This is a genomic window from Diplocloster hominis, assembly GCF_032380655.1.
In the GTDB taxonomy this organism is placed as follows: Bacteria; Bacillota; Clostridia; order Lachnospirales; family Lachnospiraceae; genus Diplocloster; species Diplocloster hominis.
In genome coordinates this window covers 116114-139479 of sequence record NZ_JAWDIY010000001.1, presented here as the reverse complement: position 1 = coordinate 139479, position 23366 = coordinate 116114, and the positions used below count along the sequence as shown (strand labels likewise).

General features: G+C 50.4%; 15 protein-coding genes. 12 read left to right on the top strand and 3 right to left on the bottom strand.

Going from position 1 to position 23366, the window contains the following annotated elements:
* Positions 1-11 precede the first annotated feature (11 nt).
* Positions 12-3647, top strand: a complete 3636-nt coding sequence (gene rpoC, locus ABC831_RS00535) for a DNA-directed RNA polymerase subunit beta' (RefSeq protein ID WP_343246344.1) — start codon at positions 12-14, stop codon at positions 3645-3647.
* A 51-nt stretch (positions 3648-3698) separates the two neighbouring features.
* On the opposite strand, the gene ABC831_RS00530 is transcribed toward rpoC, so the two are convergent.
* The 3 genes from ABC831_RS00530 to ABC831_RS00520 all read right to left on the bottom strand — a co-directional run bounded on the left by ABC831_RS00530 (position 3699) and on the right by ABC831_RS00520 (position 8518).
* Positions 3699-5273, bottom strand: coding sequence for a response regulator (locus ABC831_RS00530; RefSeq protein ID WP_343246343.1), 1575 nt, complete (start codon positions 5271-5273; stop codon positions 3699-3701).
* Between the two features lie 15 nt (positions 5274-5288).
* Positions 5289-7073, bottom strand: coding sequence for a cache domain-containing sensor histidine kinase (locus ABC831_RS00525; RefSeq protein WP_343246342.1), 1785 nt, complete (start codon positions 7071-7073; stop codon positions 5289-5291).
* Positions 7074-7339: 266 nt separating this feature from the next.
* Entirely contained in the window at positions 7340-8518 is a 1179-nt protein-coding gene (locus ABC831_RS00520; protein WP_343246341.1) for a Gfo/Idh/MocA family protein, read from the bottom strand.
* Positions 8519-8607: 89 nt separating this feature from the next.
* On the opposite strand from ABC831_RS00520, the gene ABC831_RS00515 reads away from it, so the two are divergent.
* The 11 genes from ABC831_RS00515 to ABC831_RS00465 all read left to right on the top strand — a co-directional run bounded on the left by ABC831_RS00515 (position 8608) and on the right by ABC831_RS00465 (position 23344).
* On the top strand, positions 8608-9462 hold the full coding sequence (locus ABC831_RS00515) for a helix-turn-helix domain-containing protein (protein ID WP_343246340.1): 855 nt from the start codon (positions 8608-8610) through the stop codon (positions 9460-9462).
* Between the two features lie 225 nt (positions 9463-9687).
* Positions 9688-11094, top strand: coding sequence for an extracellular solute-binding protein (locus ABC831_RS00510; protein ID WP_343246339.1), 1407 nt, complete (start codon positions 9688-9690; stop codon positions 11092-11094).
* A 118-nt stretch (positions 11095-11212) separates the two neighbouring features.
* Entirely contained in the window at positions 11213-12151 is a 939-nt protein-coding gene (locus ABC831_RS00505) for a carbohydrate ABC transporter permease (RefSeq protein WP_343246338.1), read from the top strand.
* Entirely contained in the window at positions 12136-12990 is an 855-nt protein-coding gene (locus ABC831_RS00500) for a carbohydrate ABC transporter permease (protein ID WP_343246337.1), read from the top strand. Before ABC831_RS00505 ends, ABC831_RS00500 begins: the two co-directional genes overlap by 16 nt.
* A gap of 61 nt (positions 12991-13051) precedes the next feature.
* The gene (locus tag ABC831_RS00495; RefSeq protein ID WP_343246336.1) at positions 13052-14077 is read left to right on the top strand and encodes a zinc-dependent alcohol dehydrogenase; all 1026 of its coding nucleotides are present in this window, start codon (positions 13052-13054) and stop codon (positions 14075-14077) included.
* Between the two features lie 15 nt (positions 14078-14092).
* Positions 14093-16336, top strand: coding sequence for a pyruvate formate lyase family protein (locus tag ABC831_RS00490; RefSeq protein WP_343246335.1), 2244 nt, complete (start codon positions 14093-14095; stop codon positions 16334-16336).
* 38 nt (positions 16337-16374) lie between these two features.
* On the top strand, positions 16375-17268 hold the full coding sequence (locus tag ABC831_RS00485) for a glycyl-radical enzyme activating protein (protein WP_343246334.1): 894 nt from the start codon (positions 16375-16377) through the stop codon (positions 17266-17268).
* Positions 17269-17437: 169 nt separating this feature from the next.
* Positions 17438-18820: a hypothetical protein gene (locus ABC831_RS00480; RefSeq protein ID WP_343246333.1), complete on the top strand. Its 1383-nt coding sequence runs from the start codon at positions 17438-17440 to the stop codon at positions 18818-18820.
* Between the two features lie 224 nt (positions 18821-19044).
* Positions 19045-20037: an AraC family transcriptional regulator gene (locus ABC831_RS00475; RefSeq protein WP_343246332.1), complete on the top strand. Its 993-nt coding sequence runs from the start codon at positions 19045-19047 to the stop codon at positions 20035-20037.
* Positions 20038-20073: 36 nt separating this feature from the next.
* Positions 20074-21840 carry a sensor histidine kinase gene (locus ABC831_RS00470; RefSeq protein ID WP_343246331.1) on the top strand — a complete coding sequence of 589 codons (1767 nt, stop codon included), beginning with the start codon at positions 20074-20076 and terminating at the stop codon, positions 21838-21840.
* On the top strand, positions 21833-23344 hold the full coding sequence (locus ABC831_RS00465; protein WP_343246330.1) for a response regulator transcription factor: 1512 nt from the start codon (positions 21833-21835) through the stop codon (positions 23342-23344). The genes ABC831_RS00470 and ABC831_RS00465 overlap by 8 nt, the downstream gene beginning before the upstream one ends.
* Positions 23345-23366: the final 22 nt, after the last annotated feature.

The window sequence follows — 23366 nt, the reverse complement described above, 5'->3', positions numbered from 1 at the left end:
GGTACCCATAAATGCCGGAAACGACAAGCAGTGAAGCATATCAACCGATGACCTTTGATGCGATTCGAATCGGATTAGCGTCCCCCGAGAAGATCCGGGAATGGTCCAGAGGTGAAGTGAAAAAACCGGAAACAATCAATTACAGAACATTGAAACCGGAAAAAGACGGCTTGTTTTGTGAAAGAATTTTCGGGCCCAGCAAAGACTGGGAGTGCCATTGTGGTAAATATAAGAAAATCAGATACAAAGGCGTTGTCTGCGACCGATGCGGTGTTGAGGTAACGAAAGCATCTGTCCGCCGTGAGCGTATGGGCCACATCGAGCTGGCGGCTCCCGTGTCTCATATCTGGTATTTTAAAGGAATCCCCAGCCGTATGGGACTGATCCTGGATCTGTCTCCCAGAACGCTGGAAAAAGTATTATATTTCGCCTCCTATATCGTATTGGAAAAGGGCGAGACTGATCTGCAGTACAAACAGGTCCTGACCGAGAAAGAGTTCCAGGAAGCCAGGGACAAATACGGCAGCAAGTTCCGTGTCGGAATGGGTGCGGAAGCCATCAAAGAGCTTCTGGAAGCCATTGATCTGGAAAAAGAAGCCGCGGACTTAAAGAAGGGCTTAAAGGAGTCTACCGGCCAGAAACGGGCCAGAATCATCAAGAGGCTGGAAGTCGTAGAGGCGTTCCGGGAATCCGGAAACCGTCCGGAATGGATGATCATGACTGTGATCCCGGTAATCCCTCCGGATCTGCGTCCGATGGTACAGCTGGACGGCGGCCGTTTCGCCACCTCCGACTTAAATGACCTGTACCGCAGGATAATCAACCGCAATAACCGTCTGCAAAGGCTTCTGGATCTGGGCGCTCCTGACATCATCGTCCGGAATGAGAAGAGAATGCTCCAGGAGGCTGTGGACGCCCTGATCGATAACGGCAGAAGAGGCCGTCCGGTAACCGGCCCCGGTAACCGCGCCCTCAAATCCTTATCCGATATGTTAAAGGGTAAATCCGGACGTTTCCGGCAGAACCTGCTGGGCAAGCGTGTGGACTATTCCGGACGTTCCGTTATCGTGGTAGGACCGGAGCTTAAGATCTACCAGTGCGGTCTGCCCAAGGAAATGGCCATCGAGCTGTTCAAACCTTTTGTTATGAAGGAACTGGTGTCCAACGGCACCTCGCACAATATAAAAAATGCCAAGAAGATGGTAGAACGCCTCCAGCCCGAAGTCTGGGATGTACTGGAAGAAGTCATCAAAGAGCATCCGGTTATGTTAAACCGTGCTCCTACGCTGCACCGTCTGGGTATCCAGGCATTCGAGCCGATCCTGGTAGAAGGCAAGGCGATCAAACTGCATCCCCTTGTATGTACCGCATACAACGCCGACTTTGACGGGGACCAGATGGCTGTCCATCTGCCGCTGTCCGTGGAAGCGCAGGCGGAGTGCCGTTTCCTTCTGCTCTCCCCCAACAACCTGCTGAAACCCTCCGATGGTGGTCCTGTGGCCGTTCCGTCCCAGGATATGGTGCTCGGTATCTACTATCTGACCCAGCACAGACCCGGAGTATTAGGAGAAGGCAAGAGCTTTAAGAGTGTAAATGAAGCGATTTTGGCTTATGAAAATAAAGCGCTGGACCTGCACGCCATGATCAAAGTCCGGATGACGAAAAAAATGCCCGACGGCAGAATCGTCACCGGCAATGTGGAATCGACCCTGGGCCGTTTCCTGTTCAACGAAATCCTGTCTCAGGATTTAGGCTTCGTGGACCGGAGCATTCCGGAGAACGAGCTGAAACTGGAAGTGGATTTCCATGTGGGCAAAAAAGGCTTAAAACAGATTCTGGAGCGTGTCATCAATACCCATGGCGCGACCAAGACCGCCGAAGTGCTGGATGATATCAAGGCGATGGGGTACAAATATTCCACCCGCGCCGCCATGACGGTATCCATTTCCGATATGACGGTTCCGCCCCAGAAGCCGGAGCTGATCGAAAAAGCGCAGGATACGGTAGATAAGATCACCAAGAACTATAAGCGTGGTCTGATTACGGAAGAAGAGCGCTACAAAGAAGTAGTTGAGACCTGGAAAAATACGGATGACCAGCTGACCGAAGCACTGCTGTCCGGTCTGGATAAATATAACAACATCTACATGATGGCTGACTCCGGAGCCCGTGGTTCCGATAAGCAGATCAAACAGCTGGCCGGAATGCGTGGTCTGATGGCAGATACGACCGGACGTACCATCGAGCTGCCCATCAAGTCCAACTTCCGTGAAGGTCTGGACGTACTGGAGTATTTCATGTCGGCCCATGGAGCCAGAAAAGGTCTGTCCGATACAGCGCTTCGTACTGCCGACTCCGGGTACCTGACCAGACGTCTGGTAGACGTCTCCCAGGATCTGATCATCCGTGAAGTCGACTGCTGTGAGGGCAAAGAGATCCCCGGCATGTATGTGAAAGCGTTCATGGACGGTAAGGAAGAGATCGAAAGCCTGCAGGAGAGAATTACCGGCAGATACGCCGCGGAAACGGTCGTAGACGCCGAGGGAAATATAATCGTAAAAGCAAACCATATGATCACGCCCAAGCGGGCTGCCAATGTGGTAAACAACGGTGTGGATGAAAAGGGCCAGCCTCTTGACAAGGTTAAGATCCGTACGATCCTGACCTGTAAATCCCATATCGGTATCTGCGCGAAATGCTACGGCGCCAACATGGCAACCGGTGAAGCCGTTCAGGTCGGTGAGGCGGTCGGTATTATCGCTGCTCAGTCCATCGGTGAGCCCGGAACCCAGCTGACCATGCGTACGTTCCATACGGGCGGTGTGGCCGGCGATGATATTACACAGGGTCTTCCCCGTGTCGAGGAGCTTTTCGAGGCCAGAAAGCCGAAGGGTCTTGCGATTATCTCCGAATTCGCAGGTATCGCCACGATTAAAGATACCAAGAAAAAACGTGAGATCGTAGTCAGCAACAATGATACCGGCGAGTCCAAAACCTATCTGATCCCTTACGGTTCCAGAATCAAGGTGGCAGACGGCCAGGAACTGGAAGCCGGAGATGAGCTGACCGAAGGTAGCGTAAATCCCCACGACCTGTTAAAGATCAAGGGTGTCCGTGCAGTACAGGACTACATGATCCAGGAGGTACAAAGAGTCTACCGGCTCCAGGGTGTGGAGATCAACGATAAGCATATCGAAGTCATCGTACGCCAGATGTTAAAGAAGGTCCGTATCGAGAATAACGGAGACGCGGAATTCCTTCCGGGCACCATGGTAGACGTGCTGGATTATGATGAGATGAACCAGAAGCTGACGGAAGAGGGCAAGGAGCCCGCGGAAGGCAAGCAGATCATGCTGGGTATCACCAAAGCATCTCTGGCAACGAATTCCTTCCTGTCGGCAGCATCCTTCCAGGAGACCACCAAGGTTCTGACCGAGGCGGCCATCAAGGGCAAGGTTGACCCGCTGATCGGATTGAAGGAGAATGTTATCATCGGTAAGCTGATCCCTGCCGGTACCGGCATGAAGCGTTACAGGAACGTGAAGCTGGACTGCGATATGGATGAGTACGATGATATCGAACTGTCTGAAGAGTACGAGGAACTGGAAGAGATTGAGGAAGAACTGATCTCTGTAGAGGAAGAATAAATAGATCCGGCCATAATTAAGAAAAGTAAAGGCAGCAAGGTGCAGCTGTCTTTACTTTTTTTGTTCCGCGTATTTCTTCGGGGAGATCCCATAGGCTTTTTTAAAGCATTTACTGAAATAATATTCGTCCTTGTAACCCACTGATGCAGCCAGCAGTGACAATGGACACCCGGTATGTTCATCCAGGATCTGTTTCGCTTCCCGCAGACGCACTTTTGTCAGATACTCGCTTAAGGAGAGTCCGGTCTCCTGCTTGAACAGATAACTTAGATAAGAAGCGTTCAGGTATAATTTTTTTGCGATTCCGGTCAGCGTCAGGGAACTGTCCGCATAATTCTGGTCAATATAACGGATGGCTTCATTTATCGTCCTGTTCTGCTTCAGGCCTGAGGAATCTGAGAGCAGTTCACAGGCTTCCAGCAGCCGGTCCAGCACATACTGTTTCAATTCTATGCCTAATTCAATGGATAGCAGTTTCTTCAACATCTCATCCAATTCAAAATGACCGGAGCTGATCCGGTTTTCTTCCAGACAGGTAATAATATCGGACAGTAACCGCACTGCCAAAAAGATCATTTGTTCACGGCTCAGACTTTTGGACAACAGGGTTTCCGCCTGGTTGTAGGCTTTCTCATAACTGCCGGAGCGCAGCTCCAAAAGCAGCCCGCCTGGTTCCACACAGTCAGATAACAGGCCGGCGGAGGGCTTGAGATCCTCCCGGAATATACAGCGGGCGTTGCCCATTAAAAAACGGTGATCCAACGCCCACAGGGCATCCTGATAGGCAGATGACAAGGAGCGCAGACTTGTGAACAAAGCAGGGATTCCAAGAGTAACCGTGAACTTCAGGGTATCATGGACTGAGCTGCAGATCTGGTGGCAGCAGGAACGCAATAACATCTCCCGGTCCGGTGCGCCCAAGGATGCGAGCATTATGATGTGATTATGGGTATCCTGGAATACCACGCAGGGAAAGGAAGATTCCAGGATCTCCTGTGTAATATTGGCGACTGCGTACTTCCAGAGGTTCTTCTCCATCTGGGTGGAAAAAAGCTCATCCAGACGGTCGATCAGAATCGCGGCCAGACCGAAGGGACCCTGTTCCGGTTCGATTCCTGAGCGGGCCAGGAGCTCCAGATTCAGGGAGCCGTAATCCTCTGACCCCTCGATTAACTTCAGAAACAGGGCTTCTTTATCCAGCTGGTGCTGGTGCATCTGATAACTGTGGATTCTCTGCTGCATGGATGCCTGACGGGACAGGAGCTCTTTTGCTTTTAAAAGGGCTTTTGTAAATTCCGTTTTGTTCAGCGGTTTCAGCAGATAATCGAGAACACCGGCTTCGATGGCTCCTTTCGCATAGTCAAATTCACTGTAGCCGGTCAGGATAATGATCTGGATCTCAGGGTGCTGGGTATTCACTTTTTTGGCCAGGGTAATGCCGTTGATCATGGGAATGTTAATATCCAGCAGCAAAAGATCCGGGTGAAGCTCATCGATCATGGCCAGCGCCTGTCTGCCGTCTTTGGCTTCTCCCAGGATTTCGAACCCGAGAGCTGGGAAATCAACGCTCTTTTTAATCAACTCTCTAACCAGCAGTTCATCGTCTATAATTAGTACTTTGAACATAAGCGATACTCCTTTCTAAGCTTCCTTTGGAATATGGATTTCTATCCGGGTACCGAATCCAGGCTTGCTAAAGACGTGGATACCGTACCCGGGTCCAAAGTAGAGTTTGATCCGGTCCCCTACGCTGCCAACGCCAAAGCCTTTGCGGATTTCTCCGTCCTGCAGCGGTCGGTTTAACATTTCGACCTGGGAAGCATCCATACCGATTCCGTCATCCTCTACGGTGACGAAGATGTTGGAGTCGTTCTGTACGGCCCGGATACGGATCGTTCCCGGGCTCCCTTTCGGCTTGATACCGTGATAGATGGCATTTTCCACCAGGGGCTGCAGAGTCAGCTTCATGATCGGACAGTCCAGAACCTGTTCCTCGATCTGCATGGAGAAGGCCAGGTCTTCGGCGTACCGGACTTTTTGAATCGCGATATACTGCTCCGTGATTTCCAGTTCGCTGCGCAGTGTCAGTATCGTCTCCCCTTTTCCCAGAACCATGCGGTAAAAACTGGCCAGGTTCGCCACCATATCGTGGGCATCCGCGTTGCGGCCCAGCATAATCAATGCGCAGATGCTCTCCAGCGTATTATACAGGAAATGGGGATTGATCTGTGTCTGCAGAGCCTGGAGTTCATATTTACGCTTTTTCTTCTGCTCGAAGAAGGCCTGATCCATCAGCTTTTTCATACGCTTCACCATACGGTTAAAATTCATGGTGAGATGGCCCACCTCATCCATACCGTAAGGCTCCAGATACGTATTCAGGTTCCCGTCCGATACCTCATCCATGGTCTGGGACAGACGGCGGAGGGGGACCGTGATGGTTTTGGACAGATAAGAAGCAAAGGCAAACGCGCTGATCAGCAGGACCACACCGAAGAACAGCGAAATCCCTGCGGCCTGCCGGCTGTCCTTTAACAGGACATCGAGGGGACACAGGCTGATCAGATACCAGTCAAACCGTTCCAGATAGCAGGTATTTACCAGATATTTATCACTGCCCATGGGGAACCGGCGGCTTCCATTCCGGGTTTCCTGCATCCACTGGAAATAGGGAGTATCCGTTATTCTGCCCGGACTTGCCTTGGGGTCCGAGGAGGAGATGATAGTACCGGTGGAATCAGCGATCATCATACGTATCCCGTCTTCCGCAGATAGATCCATATACAGATCTGTAAAGACATGATCATTCACATTTAACACCACAAAACCAGCGATACTGCCGTCGTTGATGGAGATAATATTCCGTCTGAGCGATACGCCCTGGTTATCCTCCGCGGAACCAGTCTCATAAGGCAGATCATGAATATCATCCCAAATCAGGTGGTTCCATTCCCCCGCCATCGTGGGAGCATATTTTTTATATTCCTCCTGTATGGATGGGTCTGAGGTTCTAACATTGCTGGAGGACACAGCGCGGCCGTCCTGTCCGTAGACCACGATGGAACTTACCGAAGAGCGGGTGGAGGTAATGGGGTCCAGAATGCTGCCCACCAGCTGGTCATATTGGTACCGCGTACTTTGATCAGCTACGGTGAGGGATTTTTGAATATAGTAATTCGATACCACGATACCGGAAAATTGTTCCGCATTGTCCAGAAGATCTTCTGTGCGCAGCCGGATCAGCTCCAGGTTGCGGCTGGCCGCTTTGGAATTGTTTCGTATGAGAATTTCTGAGGAAATAGTCGCTGATATAGCGGTAATCATGCACAGAAACAGACTCATGACCAATACGGTTGTGAAGGACATTTTCCTGGCGATCGGCAGGTTTTTATAAGCTTGTTTGATATCCCGGATCCAATGTTTCATATATTCTCTCCTGGCCTTAATCACATCCACAGTCAATGTTTGAATCCCCTTTATTATAGTACGGGAAATTGCCCGGAAGCAATCGTTCAAAGCCCGGTTTCAAAGTTCCCAAAATGATTGCTAAAACCAAAATTTTTCCGAATATTCAGATACCAATATAGTATTTCCCCAAATACGTGGAAAATAGCTGGATTATTTCCATTGTGCAGTGCAAAGACAGGTCTTAAGATAGAAAAAATAGCATGATAAGAAATGAAGTATTCCGGTCAGATATGGAATCTGGGGATCTTGACTTCACGTCCGTTTTCCAGGGCAGACTGGTGGGCGCAGATGCCGGTGCCGGTCCAGTACGCACCCAGGATGTCGTCGGGGACTGGGCGCCGGTTCTCTATGATGGAACGGATGAACTCGTGGACCATATGGGGGTGAGAACCGCCGTGTCCGCCCCCCTGGGTAAAGGATAGATGGCTGTTTTTCGAGTTGTACACGGTTTCCTTTGTGAATCTGGCGATGGAAGCCGGCAGAAGCTGCGCGTAATCCGGTATCTGTACACGCTCCTGGATGATTTCGCTTCCTCTGCTGGAGTGCCGGATATCACCGTCGATATGATACATCTCATTTTGCTCGAGCCGTCCTGTCCGGGTAAATACTACCGGGTCCTCATCAGCTAGCTGCTGCCATTCAAAACTTTTTTTCTCTCCGTAGACGCGGAAGCACTCAGAATAGCTTCTGGCGACGCCGTACAGAAAGCGCTCCAGTTCGATAGATACATCACAGCCTTCCAAAGACACCAGGGCGGATTCAAATGCAAAAGGCGATTGATACGCAGCGGCAAGTTCAGGACGGATGCGGCCGGACCCCCTGGCATATACCTTCTCCGGGTAAGCGCCGAGCAGCATTAAGCAAGGGCCGACCGCGTGAGTGGGATGCATCAGCGGCGGATATCCGTTCCAATACGAAGGCCAGCCCTCCATATCCTGATAGTGGGCACAGGAGAGATACTGAATCCTGCCGAATTCCCCTTTTTCCATGAGCTCTTTTACATAAAAGAATTCCCTTTGGAATACCGTTGTTTCCAGAAACATATAGTTTTTTCCGGATTTTACCCGGGCTTCCAGAACCTGATAGAGTTCCTCCAGATTCATTCCCATAGGGATCGTACAGCCGCAGTGTTTTCCGGCGTTCAGCACCCTGACCGACAGGGGGGCGTGTGTGGCCGGGGGTGTGACCAGATGCACTGCGTCGATCCTTGGATCATCCAATACCTGTTCGATATCCGAACAGCACCTTTCTTCCGGGAGTCCGTACAGATCCTGCGCTGCCTTCAGCAGCCGGGGATTTGTCTCCACGATTGTCAGTGATTCTACATCCGGATGCTCCAGGTAAATAGGTACAAACTCTAACCCAAAACTTAGTCCTACGATTGCTGCATTTAATTTTTTCATTCAGATGCTCCTTTCAATATGTAACCTGTGTTCTTACAAGCATAATTTATCAATAACCCGAGTCAGAAACAATGGAGGAAAAATCATATATGGAAAAAAAGGAAATAAACTGCAGGTATTATGAGCTGATCCCACCTCTGTCGGTGAAAGAGTTTGGCAGGATAGCCAGGGTAAACCGGCATCCCGACAGAACCATGAATATGTGGACGCTGGGAGTGGTTGTGGAGGGAAAACGTACCATTAGGGTAGGAAAAGACCGGATCTGCGCAGCGGCCGGTGAATATTTCCTGCTGCCTCCGGGTATTCCGCATTTTGGAATGGAGGTTGAGCAGCACGATGTTTACTATTTTCACTTTCAGATCAGAAGCCTTCAGGCAGAAAAAGAACAGAAGTCTGCAAAAGGTATGATACGGCTGCCCCTGTGGGGAAAACTGTCTGCAGAGGTGGATCTGACGGGGCTGATCATGTTTCTGTACCGGGACTATCGATTGTCTTATCTGTCGGACGACATATTAGGACTACATTTGTTATCTATCCTGCATATACTGAGCATGGACGATCGAAAAAACCAGTATGGCAAGAAGAAGGAGCATGTGCTTGCAGAACATCTGCTTCAGTGGATTCTGGAAAATCTTCCGTATAAACTGGAGTCAGCCGCATTCGAACAGGAATTTCGGATGTCCTACCGGAGGCTGAACAGTATATTTAAGAAACGTTACGGATGTACGATTCACCAGTGTGTACTGGAACGTAAAATACAGTATGCCGCCCATTTGCTTATTATGGGGGAGGATATTGCCTTGGCGGCCGCGAAGTGCGGTTTCGAGGATTACTTTTATTTTCTGAAGGTATTTAAGAAGATAAAAGGGATAACACCTAAGAAATATAAAGACTTTTACCTGGACGGCCGGATTACTGCAGTTGACAGACAGGTCCCTTGTTGAACTGCGCGGTATACAAATATTTTTAAAATAAAAAGATTTTCCTAATTTTCTTCAACAACAAAAAATATACCTAAAAATATTCAAAAATGACCAAAAATCTTACATTGTTGTAAGCGCAGCTCCATGCTTTAATAAAAACACAGACAGACAATCCGGATTGTCCGCAACTTTATAAACAGTACAGTGCGTACTTGTGGATCATTCACAGAAACAGGAGGAGAAGAGTTGAAAAAGAACAAATTGCGTTTTCTTGCATTAACAATGACCGTTTGTATGCTGGCGGGACTGGCCGCAGGATGTGGAAGCAATAACCAGGAGAGTAAGGAGGAAAGTGTTCCCGGACAGACGGAAGGGAAAAGCCAGGCCGCAGAAACGGCTGAACCGAATGGCTTGGCAGATGCGGCTGCTCAGACAGAGGAACCTGAGGTAACGATCACGGTTCTGACCAGATACGCCGGCAGTGACCCCCAGGCACCGTGGCTTAAGAAAATGATGGACGAGTTTGTGAAGCTGCATCCGAATGTAACCTTCCAGGATGACTCCGTGGCAGATGAAGCCGCCTATAATAATAAACTAAAGACAGCGATCGCCACCGGAAATCTTCCGAATATGTGGATGCAGTACGGCAGCGCATCCCTGGTGGAGTATGCGAAGAACGGTCTGCTGATGGACCTGTCTTTCATGCTGGAGGATGAGAAGTTCTGTTCCGGACTGACAGATCCCACGCTGTCCACCTTTGACTTATCCGGATATGGTGTGGACGGGATCTATGCGATCCCCTTCGCGATGCAGCCGGAAGTAATCTTTTATAATAAGGATCTGTTCAAACAGGCGGGCATCGATTCGGTGCCGGAGACCATGGAGGATCTGTACGGGGCCATCGATAAGCTTAAGGCGGCAGGCATTACTCCTATGGGCATGGGCGCTAAGGATACCTGGCGGCTGGGACATTTCTTTAACTGCGTCGCTTACCGCAAAGCAGGTATCGACACCTTTAAAAACATCGGGGCCAGGAATGCCAAATGGACGGATCCCGAAGTGGTGGACTGCTTAACGACATTAAAGGGCTTCAAGGATAAAGGCGCGTTTGAAGAAAACTTCGAAGGCATCGACTGGAGTACGGAGAGCGCTAATTTCCTCAGCGGCAAGTATGCCATGATCTGTATTCCGCTCTGGTTCATCCCCAATGCGGAGGAATCTGAGATCGCAGATTCACTGGATTTCTTCCCGGTTCCTTATTTCAGTGACCAGGAATCCTATAAGGATGATTCAGCCGTATATGTGGACGCGCACGTTTACAGCGGGAAACTGGAAGGTTACGAGAAAGAAATCACAATGGAATGGGCAAAATTCACCCACGATGCATTCTCAGAAGAAGTCCGCCTGAAAGACTGCGGACAGACTCCGGGCCGGACCGATGTGAATACGGAAGGGATGGAGATGAGTCCAATGCTTACGAAGACTATAGAATTGAATGGAGACCTGAAGAAGCTGGGAGGCGATACGTTCGAATACGACATGCTGAATTCCATGCAGGATGTCACCAGAAACGCGCTGGTGGGAATGATGCTTGGCACATCACCGGAAGATACGGCAGCGGCCATTCAGTCGGAAATCGATAATAATCAATAACTTCAATCAGAAACAACCGTACGATCATAGTGTAAGCCGCCCTTACAGGAACACCGCCGGACAGGCGGATTTGGAGGGCGGCTTATAAAAGATAAGCAAAAAAATGAGGTGTAAATGCTTGGAACGATACCGACGTAATAAAAAAGTCATTTTGCTGTTTCTTCTCCCGGCACTCCTGATTTATGTGGTGCTGGAGGTGATTCCTGTGGCCCAGTCCTTCTATTTTTCATTTTTTGACTGGCCCGGAATTCAGGGGGTGCCGCTGAAATATGTGGGCCTGGATAATTTTATCTCGGTGTTTCAGAATACCCAGTTCCATCAGGCAGTGAAAAATATCCTGCTCTTTGTGGTGGTGGGGCTGCTGACACAGCTGCCGATCGGATTTTTCTTCGCGATCCTGCTCTATCATGTGAAGCGGGGGCAGAGATTCTTTAAGGCGGCCTACTTTATCCCGATGATTCTGCCGGTAACGGCCACGGGCCTTTTATGGCAGTTTATCTTAAAACCCAATGAGAGCGGCGTTCTGAACCAGCTGCTCATGAAGCTTAAGCTGGAACAGCTCTGTACCGGCTGGCTGATCAATAGCAGCACCGCTATGATGTGCATTATTCTGGTCACCACCTGGGCCAGCGTGGCTTATTACATTGTCATCGGACTGGCTGCCGTCAACGCCATACCCGATGACGTGATGGAGGCGGCGACGATCGACGGCGCGGGACAGGTTAAGAAAGTATTCTATATCATCATTCCCATGGTCTGGGAATCGATCAAGATCTCTGTGGTCATGATCATCACCGGTGTTCTGAAGGTATTCGATATGGTTTTCGTCATGACGGAGGGCGGGCCGAACGGGCTGACACACGTGCCTGCCACATTATTATATTATCAGGCGTTTAAATATGACCACTACGGTATAGGAAGCGCTATTTCCACGATCATGTTTTTCATGAGCCTTATACTAACCATACTATCATTGAGAATGATGAACCAGGAGAAGGGTTCTCCGGAACGAAAAAGGATAAAAAGAAGGGAGCGGAAACTATGGAAAAACAGCTGAATTCCAGAGCGCGTATAAAAAAGATCCTTTGCCGGATTCTGCTTTACAGCGTATTGATTCTGTTCGCGGTCATCTGCCTTTATCCGGTGTATTTTACGCTGGTCTCATCTCTTAAGACGAATACGGAGATATTTACGAATCCCTTCTCTATGCCGGCTGATCCGCAGTTTGATAACTATGTACGGGCATGGGAGATCGGAAAGATAGGCATCTATTTCCGCAACAGCATCGTGCTGACGGTGGCAACCCTGGTGGTAACCGCTTTCGCAGGATCACTGGCGGGCTACATACTTGCTAAGTTTAAGTTCAGGGGGAAGGGGCTGATCTATCTGCTGTTCCTGGCGGGAATGATGGTTCCGATCCAGACGGTTGTCATCCCGCTGGCCTTTACCCTCGGAAAATTCGGTATCGTTGACAACTATCCGGTTCTGGTTCTGCTCTATTCGGCCTTCTGCCTCTCCATGACGGTGTTCATCGTCACGGGCTTTATGAAGGGGCTGCCGGATGAGCTGGAGGAAGCGGCGGTGATGGACGGAGCCGGGCCGGCGGCAGTATTTTTCCGGATTATACTCCCGCTGTCCATGCCGGCTGTGGCCAGCGCATCGATCTTTAACTTTGTATCATCCTGGAATAACCTGCTGTTTCCGCTGGTATTCCTTGGAAATGATAACCTGAAGACGATCTCTATCGGCCTGCTGTCATTCTTCGGGGCTTATACCTCGGATTACGGCGCTGTCATGGCGGCTATCGGAGTCAGTATCCTTCCTCCTGTCATCATGTATATCCTGCTTCAGGAAAAGATGGAGAAAGGGCTGACGGCAGGGGCGGTAAAAGGGTGAGCGGATGCGGTTATCGGGACGGGTACAAGCAGACGAAAGAAAGAGAAAAGGGGATCAGAACATGAAAGGATTAGTGACAGACGGCAGGGGCGGAATCTTTCTGCGGGATGACATCCCTATGCCGGAGATAGGAGAGTACGATGCGTTGGTGAAAACCGTGGGCTGCGGTATCTGTAATGGCACGGACCTGAAGCTGGCTGCCGGCCATCTGAAAGGCTTCGGGACATACCCGGCCGTGCTGGGGCATGAGGCCGTCGGACGGGTGATACAAACAGGCAGAAAGGTGAAAAATTACCAGCTGGATGACATGGTCCTGCGAAGCGAACTGCCGGACAGCGGGAGCTATCATTCCCTGTGGGGAGGCTTCGCCGAATACGCCATGGTAACAGACTGCAAAGCGATGGAAGCAGACGGATTTCCAATACAGGATGCGGGAGCCTGGTCCAAAACCGTGGTACCGGCCGGGATAGACAGTACGGATGCCTGTATGCTGATCACGCTGGAGGAGATCTACAGCGCGCTGAAGCGGCTGGATATGAGGGCGGGACAAAAGGTAGTGATCGCCGGCTGCGGACCGGTAGGTATCGCCATGGCCAATCTGTGCAGGATCATGGGAGCCGGGAAAATCCTTCTGGGAGGCCATCACATGGCAAGGATGCAGAAAGCCCTGCAGCTGGGAGCGGATGCGGCGGTCAATACAAGGGAAGAGGACCTGACGTCACGCATCCGGGAAGAGATGGGAAAAGCGGATCTGTTCATAGACGCGGTCGGAAACGGAGCTGTTCTAAGCCACGGCCTGAGAAGCGTGAAGCCGGGGGGAGTGATCGGTATCTACGGGATCGGACTGCACAGTACCCAGCGGGTCACCTGGGAGGACGCGGACTACTGCTGGGAGATCCGGTCGGTGCAATGGCCCGATTATGAACATCTGGTGACGATACAGACGGAGGTGTCGGACCTGGTGCTGGATGGAAAACTGTGTCTGTCGGATTATGTGACCCACCGGATACCGGTGGAAGATTATGAACAGGGATTCGAACTGGTAAAAAACCGGGAAGGACTGAAGGTAGTCCTGACGTTCGACTAATTGGGGGGGCGCAGTATGACAGACAGAGTGTTATCTTTCGGGAAATACCGGGAAAAATTCTATCAGGAATTTGAGGAGTATTATTCTACTTATCCGCTTCCGGTGCCTGAAGCAGAAAAAAAGCTGGCCGCAGCAGAAACAGGAAAAGAATCCTATCCGTGTGAAGAAAAAAGCCGGATTTATCAGGCGGCCGTTTCCTGTCCGGTTCATGTGTTCCGGTATTTTCCGTTTTACTATGAAGTATGTACGGGGCGTGCCAGAAATGGCCTGACCGCCGGATTTCCACCGGAACCAGGGATCGGCGGGACCATGATGCGAAAGCACTCCGAAATAGAAAAACGGTTTTTCGGTTTCCGCGATTATTACAAAGAGCGGAATGTGTTTCTCTCATTTTTCTTTACGGATTTTGCCCATCACTGTATCGGCTATGAGAAAGTTCTGCGTCTGGGGTTAAATGGACTGATCGCTCAGGCGGAGGGTAGGAGAGAAAACACCCGGGATGCCGAACAGCTTTCCTTTTTGGACAGTGTGATCTGCGGCTGTGAATCCTTAAAAAAAATCGCGGAGAGCTTTTCCCGTGAGGCAGAAGATATGGCCGGGAAGGAAAAGGACGGGGACGTGCGCAAGAATCTGCTCCATATAGCCCGTACTTCGGCGAGAGTACCGGCCGAAGCCCCGCAGACCTTCTATGAGGCCCTGAACACGATCTGGTTCATGCGGGAGATCGTGATGGGACTGGAGGGGATCGGTATCGCAGTGATCGGACATTTTGACCGTCTGCTCTATCCTTATTATGAAAAGGATCTCGAAGAAGGCAGGCTTAACAGGCAGGAGGCTAAGGATCTGCTGTCCTTTGCCCTGAATCTGACAGATGCCAAATGGGATCTTCGCACGAATCCGCCGGATGGCGGAGCGAACACGGCCCTGACCATCGGAGGCTGTGACCAGAACGGAAGGCCTGTCTATAACGAGGTAACCCGCATGATTCTGGAGATCTTCGAAGAGCAGGAATTGGTGAACCCAAAGCTGCAGGCCAGAATTAGCCGGGAACATCCTGCGGAGTTTTTTGAACGTCTGGCCCGGATCGCGGGGCAGGGTAAAAATGTACTGTCCATATTTAACGATGAAGTACTGATCCCCGCCCAGGTCCGTCAGGGAAAAGAGCTTCAGGACAGCAGGCTTTATGTGGCGGGTGGCTGCCAGGAACCGGTTTTAAGTGAAACCGAGGTGAATTGCCGGGCTTATATTTACATGAGCCTTCCAACACTGTTACTGCTGACGCTGGGGGTGGGGGAGGAAGGATTCTGGGCTCATGAGGGGCTGGAAGCGGCCCGGACGGATTCCTGCCGGGACTTTACGGAATTTTATGCCTGCTTCCTTGGAAAGGCGGGACAGATCGTGCACAAGGTGACCGGATACTTCAACGAATGGGAACGGGAATGGTATGGATACAGTCCCTGCCCTCTGTATTCGGCGACCATAACCGGGTGCGTGGAAAAGGGAATGGATATGACCCGGGGAGGAGCGAAATACAATACCTCCAGTTTCTCGCCGGTCGGCTTCGGGACATTGGTGGATTCCCTGTTTGCCGTTAAAAAGGCGGTGTATGAAGAAAAGTTTCTGACATTGGAAGAACTGCGGGAATGCCTGGCCCGGAATTTTGAGGGAAATGAGAGAAACAGGGCCTATCTGGCAAAACGTGTGGATAAATGGGGAAGAGACAACGGTGAAATAAACCAGCTGGCCTCCCGGCTGGCAGACGACCTGACACGGATCTTCTCCGGTATGCCGAATACCCGCGGAGGCTGGTTTGAAAATTCCCTGTTTACAAATACCGGCTATGTCTCTCTTCGGGGGACGCAGGCCACTCCGGATGGAAGAAGAAGGGGGGAGATTCTCTCAAGGGGGATCGGCCCCGGCGAAACGACCGGCCATACTAACTTAAGCCGTATCATGGAAGGGCTGGGAGCTTTGAACCTGGAGAATCATCCGGCTTCGGCGGTTCTCTATCTCGATCTTCCCTATTCCCCCAATCAGATGGAGCCTAAGATCTATGAAGCGGTGATCCGCAGTTTCCTGGACGCGGGGGGAAGCGTTTTTGACTTTAACCTTACGGACGCGGGGGTACTTTTGGAGGCACAGAAGAATCCGGAACAGTATGCGAACCTGGTGGTGCGTGTCTGGGGATTCAGCGCGTATTTTACCGCGCTGGACCGGGAACTCCAGGACGAGATGATCGCCAGAAACCGGTCGCATTAGGCCGCAGAAGGGGCGCGCAGCGCCCACAGGAGGTACATATGGACGGAATAATATTTGATATCCAGCACTTTAGCGTTCACGATGGGCCGGGTATCCGCACTACGGTATTTTTCAAGGGCTGTAATCTCAGATGCCTTTGGTGCCATAATCCGGAGTCACAGGAGAATACACCCCAGCTGTTGATAAAAGAGCCGGGCTGTATCGCCTGTGGTTCCTGCGCGGCTGTCTGTCCTACCGGGGCCAGGAGGATGGGAAATGGCGGGAACTTTATACCGGATCTGTGTACCGGATGCGGAACCTGTGCCTCCGTCTGCTACCCGGGGGCACTGGAAATATCAGGAAGAACCGTGACGGTTTCTCAGGTGATGGAAGAGATTTTAAAAGACGTATCCTTATACCGGCATTCCGGGGGAGGGGTGACTTTTTCGGGGGGAGAGGCGATGCTGCAGATCGATTTTCTGGAAGAGCTGCTCAGGGAATGCGCCGGATTCGGTATCCACACGGCAGTAGATACGGCCGGAGCGGTTCCATGGGAGCATTTCCGGAGAATCCTGCCCTACACGTCCTTATTCCTCTATGACCTGAAATGCGCGGACGGGGAGCTGCACCGGAGGGTGACCGGCGCCGGTAACCGTCTGATCGTGGAAAACCTGCACAGGCTGAAAGCTGCGGCGGATGTATGGGTACGCATCCCCTGTATCAGGGGGATCAATGATTCGGCGGCCGAGAGGGAAGGATACCGGGAGATCCTGCGGAAGCCGGGGAGAATACAGAGGATCGATCTGCTGCCTTATCATTCGTTTGGGGAGGGGAAGTACCGGATGCTTAGAAGAACCGCACCGGATTTTCTGCCTATGGATGCAGTGCAGATGGAAGAGATGAAAAAAGCACTGGAAGAGTATGCTCCGGTATCCTGTAATTTGGATCATTAGCCCTTCGCTTCAGGGCTGCGTGTGAACAAAAAAATGGAAATTATCCCCCCAAAAAGATACCTTCTTACCCCATAGTAATACACACATGAATCTCATTATAATAAGACCAGATACAAAAGCCGCAGGCTTGGAAATCAAATGTAAACAATTGGGTCAGGAGGAAAAAGGAATGAGAAAAATGGTAATCGGATGTATTATTATGGGGAATCAGTTTACGCGCACGGATAAAGTGCTGTCCGCCGGTGATCTGAATCAGTCGGACAGCAGAAAATGGGATGAGGATATCGACGGTACGGTAAAGAAGGAAGTGGAAGATTTCATTCGGGAGGCAATCCCGGAGGATGCGGAATACTTTATCGAACAGGTCACATCGGAGAACCAGGCAATCGATGTGGGCAGGGCGGATGCCTATGTGGCGGTCCCGTTCGGGAATTATAACGAGAAGGATATGAACCTGTTTGATGCCTCTTTTACAGCCTTGTACTCAAAGAACCGGCCGGTAGTCCTTTCCGTTTTCCCTTATGAGAAAATCTGGTCCTACGGCGCGGTGTTCTATCCTTATTTCGTGAGGGATACAAGGAAAATCGATGAATTCCTGAACCTGAAGCACCAGGTATACATCAGTAAGGACAGGGAAAATCTCAGAGAGCTATTGGCCGCCCTGCAGGTAAAATTCAAGATAAACCATTCTAAGGCGCTTTGCATCGGGGAGCCAATGTATGAGCCGTATCATTCCTGGAACTGGGGATATGCGATGATCCGGCTGGCCCAGGAAAAATTCGGCCTGGAATGGAATCATGTAAGCTCCGATAAATTCCTGGAAAAATTTAAGAACTGGGATAAATCCTTTCAAAGAGGAACGATTCTAACGGAAGCGGCAAATGATTATACTCCGGCAGGCTATGATACGTCTAAGGCGGAGAAGATGTACCATATTTTCCGCGAACTGCTGGAAGAATACGATGCCAACGTCTTTACGGTTAACTGTCTGTGGTCCATGATCCATAACGGCTGCGCGACGACCGCCTGTTATCCCCTGTCGAAGCTGAATGATGAGAAAATAGTGTCTGCCTGTGAGGCGGATATCACCACGATGATAAATATGCTCATAGTCTCGCTGGCCTCAAATTCTCCGGCTTTTATGCTGAACCCTTACCTGTTCCCGGAGGATAATAAGCTGTTCGTATCCCACTGTACCTCTCCCAGGAAGCATTCCTTTGACAGTGAAGAGATGGATGATTTCAATATCTATTCCTATTATGAAAAACCGCTGCTGCCCTGCGGCCTGCAGATTCTCAAAACACCAGGTCCTGTAACTGTGACAGGGATATCCCATGACAAGATGGATGAAATGATCGTGATACGCGGCAATATCGTGAGAAACACGGCCTTCTCGTCCTGCCGGACTCAGGTTGAGATCGAGGTGGAAGGGGACATCCGGGAAATTACGGAAAATTATGAAGGACGCCACTGGGCGATGGTATACGGCGATCAGAGCCGTAAAATCCAGCTGGCGGACCAGATGCTGGGACTGAAAGTAAAAATATTTTAAATTGGTGTGATACAGTGTACGGCAATCGGCTGTAAGACACCCCATACCTTTTTAGCAGGCAGAGGAAGAAAGCAACCGCTGCCTGCTTATTGTTATTTAAAAAGGTGCCAGTCTCCTCCCGGCCAGTACGGACTTTGAATTCCGCAGTGCCTATGATAAAATAAAATATGGGAAAAAATGGTACAGCCGTCTGTGTCCGGGATAACGGGGAAAGGGGATTTGCTATGATGGAAACACTGCTTCAGGCCAGGGATTACCTGGACGGAACAACGGATGTTCAGATCCAGAGAAAAGAACTTTCGCAGGAAGTTTGCAGTCATACCCATGATTTTATCGAGATAGCATATGTTGCGGCCGGTGCGGGCAGCCACGAGATCGGAGAGGAGAGCTTTCCGGCTGCCAGGGGCGATTTGTTTATCCTGAGCAAATATGTGCACCACAGATGGATACCAAAACAGATGCCGGCTGATAGCAAAGAGGAGCCATGCGGGGCGTATCTTTTGGTTTATAACTGCCTGTTCCAGCCGGAGTTCATAGATGCGGAACTGGGAGGGAAGGGGGATTTCGTCAGCGCCGTATTCCGCTACCTACTGCAGAATGAAGAAGCGGGAGGGATTCCCAGCCGCTACGTAAAACTGTCCGGGAGCCAGTCCAGAACCATAGGAATCTTGTTCGAGGATATGTTCGAAGAGTTCCGGAGAAAAGAGGATGGATACCGTCATATGATCCGTGCGGACCTGACGAAGCTCCTGATCGGGGTGTTCCGGATAAGGTCCGGGGAATGCCGGGAATATCATGAATCCGAGAGCTATAAGAACGCGATGGTTGCCTCTACCATGGATTATATGAAGAACCACTGCCAGGAGGAAATCAGAGTGGAAGAGCTGGCCGCCCGCTTTTATTTAAGTCCCAGCTATTTCAGCAGGATATTCAAGGAAATCACAGGAGGAAATGCTATCGGGTGCCTGCAGGAGTTCCGTATGGAAAAAGCATGTGAGATGCTCCTGACTACCAGCTGGTCTGTGTCTGAGATCGCCCGGCAGGTCGGATACAGCGACCAGAAGTATTTCTATGAGCTGTTCCGCAGAAAAACCGGGATGCCGCCGGGGAAATACCGGACGCATTACAGAGCTGAACAGCAGGCGCCTGCGGGAACAGAGGGCGCGGAAACGGAACAGCGGGCACCGAACGGAACCGCAGAGCAGTTGGAACTGTGATCCCTGCGTTGTGTCCGAAAGAAAGAGGAGAGGTGTATGAAAAAGTTTTTCCGTAGATTTTTGTACAGTATCAAAACCAAAATTCTGTGGGTTTTTATTTTATGTGTGATCATACCGAGCATCCTATGTCTCATTCTTTTGGGGAACAGCTATCTGGAGTATATCAAACACAGTATCGTCGAAGGACAAAAAAGCGTTCTTCAGGAAATGAAAAAAAATATAGAAGACAAGCTTGAATCCTATCAGGACAAATCCATGTACATCTATTACAATGAGCCCGTCCGCTCCTACATCGACGGGGGAAGTTACCAGGAAAGCAGCGGGGCGGTAGAAGCTTTTCTTTCAGAAGTCACGAACTCGGAGTCTTACGTCTATGCGGCTATTATGAAAATCCAGGATCATATCTATGGGGGAAGGTCCATGTTTCCGAACCCGGACCCTTTGATAGAGGAATGGGAAGATGAAGTGATGGCGGAAAACGGGAAATGTGTCTGGATTCCTACCAGAAAATTAAACGCGTCCTACGGGAGGGTGAAGGAGACCTTCGTACTGTCAAGGGCGGTGAATTCCAGGGATTCCGTGATCGGCAGCTTCTGGCTGTTTATTTCCACAGACCTGTTTGCCTCCCTGTATAAAAATCCTGTATTTCAGGAATACAATTCCAATGTTTATCTGATCGCGGAGGATTATACGGTGATTACCAGTAATCAAAAATCAGAGATCGGAGAGATCCGGGATACCCCGTTTTTCCAAAAGGTGATGGGTACCAGCGACCGGGATTTTATCTGGCGGGATGCGGATTCCGGCAAAGAAAGCCTGGTGGTGACCTGTCCGCTGCAGCAGGTCGGATGGAAGTTCGTGATCGTGACTTACAAGGAAGCCGCATTCCGCCAGGTCAACCGGATTAAAGTCATCGCCGTTCTGGTTATTATATTTTATCTTGGTTTTTTGGTGTTCGCATACTATATTCTGTCGTATTATATTTTCCATCCGCTTAAGAAAGTCAGCGACGGACTGTCCTGCGGAGCGGACGGAGACTTCCGGATACTGGAGAAGATCCCGCGCCAGGATGAGATCGCCAGCCTGACTGATGACTATAATTTTATGGTGCAGCACATCCAGAGCCTGATCGAGGCGGTGCGCCGGGAAGAACTGATGAAAAACCAGGAGAAGATGAAAATACTGACCATGCAGATCGGCCCTCATTTTCTCTATAATACCCTGAACACCATCAAATGGACCGCCGCGGTGAACCGCCAGGAAAATATCAGAAAGATGACCGAATCACTGATGTTTCTCATGAAGGAGGTTACCTACCGGACGGACAAGGAGATTACGTTTAAGGAGGAACTGGCCCTTTTGGATTCGTATGTCTATATCCAGAAAATCCGGTTTATGAATTTTGAAGTCCGGTACCAGATCCCGGATGAATTGCTGGATTGTACGGTGCGCTCTTTTATCCTTCAGCCCTTTGTGGAAAATTCGATTCTCCATGCGTTCCGGGACATGGAAGGGATGGGGATGATTACTATAGACGCCGTGAGGGAAGCCCATGCCCTGGTGGTAGGGGTAAGCGACAATGGCCGGGGTATGACGGCGGAGGAACTGGACGAGATCTCCCGGCAGGTGGAGACGGAAGGCCAGTCAAAGGGGCTGGACCAGGTGGGCATACAAAATGTCAGGGACCGGATCCGGCTGTATTATGGTGAAGAGTATGGAGTAAGTTTTGAGAGTGAGGCGGGACGGGGGACAAAGGTCCTTATCCGACTGCCGTTTCGAAAAGAGGTGGAGCGGGATGATTAGAGCAGTGATCGTGGAGGACGAGATGCTGGTGAGGCTGGGGATGAAGATCTCCCTGGAGAGCACGGGGAAGATATCCGTTGTGGAGACGTTCGAGTCCGGTGAGGAAGCACTGAAATACCTGCAGGCCAAAGCGGTGGACGTTCTGATTACGGATATCCGCTTAAACGGGATCAGCGGACTGGAATTGATCCGGCAGATCAAACCTTTCTGCATCAATCTGCGCATTATTGTGCTGAGCTGCTATGATGATTTTTCTTATGCCCAGGAAGCTATTGAACTGGGTGTGGACAAATACCTGCTGAAGCAGGAGCTGCTGGAGGCACAGCTGCCCAGGCTGGTGGAGAAGCTGTGCGTGAGATGCGGCCAACCGGTTAATCTCAACTATTATGCGGAATCACCCGGGGAGGAAGATCCCTTAGAGGAGGTAAGCCGGGACGGTGTTTTTATAATTTCTTATCTGGCTATGCGCGGGGAGACGGAAATTAGAAACGCAGGTGCCAGGGAACTGGATCTGTCGGTCGTGCTGGAGATGCTGCAAAAGATTCTGAACATGTCCGGCATCGGACGTTGCTATCTGAGGCACGGGGAAGAGCTGTTCATTATCTTCCAGTTTCCGAAGAACCAGACCACCGCCCAGTGCAGGGAAAAGATATGGAATTTCTACAATATAGCCAGGCAGAATATCAGGAATTATTTTAACCGGAATCTGTACATGGCCTGTTCAAAGGCGTTTGAGGATATGAAACTGGTGCGCGGGTATTTTGAAGACACCAGGAGGCTGGCGGAATATGGCTTTTATTTTGATGCGTCGGTACTGCTTTTATGGGATCGGTTTCAGACGGAACGGAAGTCCTGGCCTGCGCTGACTGTGGATTATGCGGACGATATGTTCACTGATTCCGGCTTTGACCGGACGAAAGCCAGGCTGGATGAATTCTTCCGTGAGTGTATCAAATGCTATGCCCCCGTAAAGGAAGTAAAAGTACAGACCGTGAAATTCCTCTGCGACTACGAGCGCTGTCTGACCAAAAATTATGGAAAGGATATTGTATCCAGAATCTTCGAGGAGGACCCCTATCCCAATTATCTGAATATCGACACCTTCGATTCAGCGGCCCAGCTGAATCTGCAGCTGGATCAGATGATCGGCCGGGTCCGGGATAAAATCGCCGGGAAATCCCTGCTCTGGATACGGATCGAGGAGTATATCCATAATCATTACAGAGAGAACTTAAGCCTGGAGAGGATTGCCGCGGAGTTCAATTTTACCCCGGCCTATTTTAGCCAGGCATTTAAGAAGAACGTGGGCCGGACCCTGGTCTCCTATCTGAATGATATAAGGATACATGAAGCGAAGAAATTATTGATCAGCAGTGATAAATCCGCAGTGGAGATCGCGGAGGAAGTAGGGATTCCGAACTTTAATTATTTCGTCCGTCTTTTTAAGAAAATGGAAGGGGAAACCCTGACGGAATTCCGGCGAAATCATAAAATATTGAAATAATATCAAAAAAGTGAATGTCTGT

Bases quoted from the DNA above. Each gene is read 5' to 3' on its own strand.
- ABC831_RS00490 (WP_343246335.1), top strand. From the start codon at position 14,093: ATGACAGACAGAGTGTTATCTTTCGGGAAATACCGGGAAAAATTCTAT.
- ABC831_RS00515 (WP_343246340.1), top strand. From the start codon at position 8,608: ATGGAAAAAAAGGAAATAAACTGCAGGTATTATGAGCTGATCCCACCT.
- ABC831_RS00465 (WP_343246330.1), top strand. From the start codon at position 21,833: ATGATTAGAGCAGTGATCGTGGAGGACGAGATGCTGGTGAGGCTGGGG.
- ABC831_RS00475 (WP_343246332.1), top strand. From the start codon at position 19,045: ATGATGGAAACACTGCTTCAGGCCAGGGATTACCTGGACGGAACAACG.
- rpoC (WP_343246344.1), top strand. From the start codon at position 12: ATGCCGGAAACGACAAGCAGTGAAGCATATCAACCGATGACCTTTGAT.
- ABC831_RS00530 (WP_343246343.1), bottom strand. From the start codon at position 5,273: ATGTTCAAAGTACTAATTATAGACGATGAACTGCTGGTTAGAGAGTTG.
- ABC831_RS00470 (WP_343246331.1), top strand. From the start codon at position 20,074: ATGAAAAAGTTTTTCCGTAGATTTTTGTACAGTATCAAAACCAAAATT.
- ABC831_RS00495 (WP_343246336.1), top strand. From the start codon at position 13,052: ATGAAAGGATTAGTGACAGACGGCAGGGGCGGAATCTTTCTGCGGGAT.
- ABC831_RS00480 (WP_343246333.1), top strand. From the start codon at position 17,438: ATGAGAAAAATGGTAATCGGATGTATTATTATGGGGAATCAGTTTACG.
- ABC831_RS00485 (WP_343246334.1), top strand. From the start codon at position 16,375: ATGGACGGAATAATATTTGATATCCAGCACTTTAGCGTTCACGATGGG.
- ABC831_RS00525 (WP_343246342.1), bottom strand. From the start codon at position 7,073: ATGAAACATTGGATCCGGGATATCAAACAAGCTTATAAAAACCTGCCG.
- ABC831_RS00520 (WP_343246341.1), bottom strand. From the start codon at position 8,518: ATGAAAAAATTAAATGCAGCAATCGTAGGACTAAGTTTTGGGTTAGAG.
- ABC831_RS00500 (WP_343246337.1), top strand. From the start codon at position 12,136: ATGGAAAAACAGCTGAATTCCAGAGCGCGTATAAAAAAGATCCTTTGC.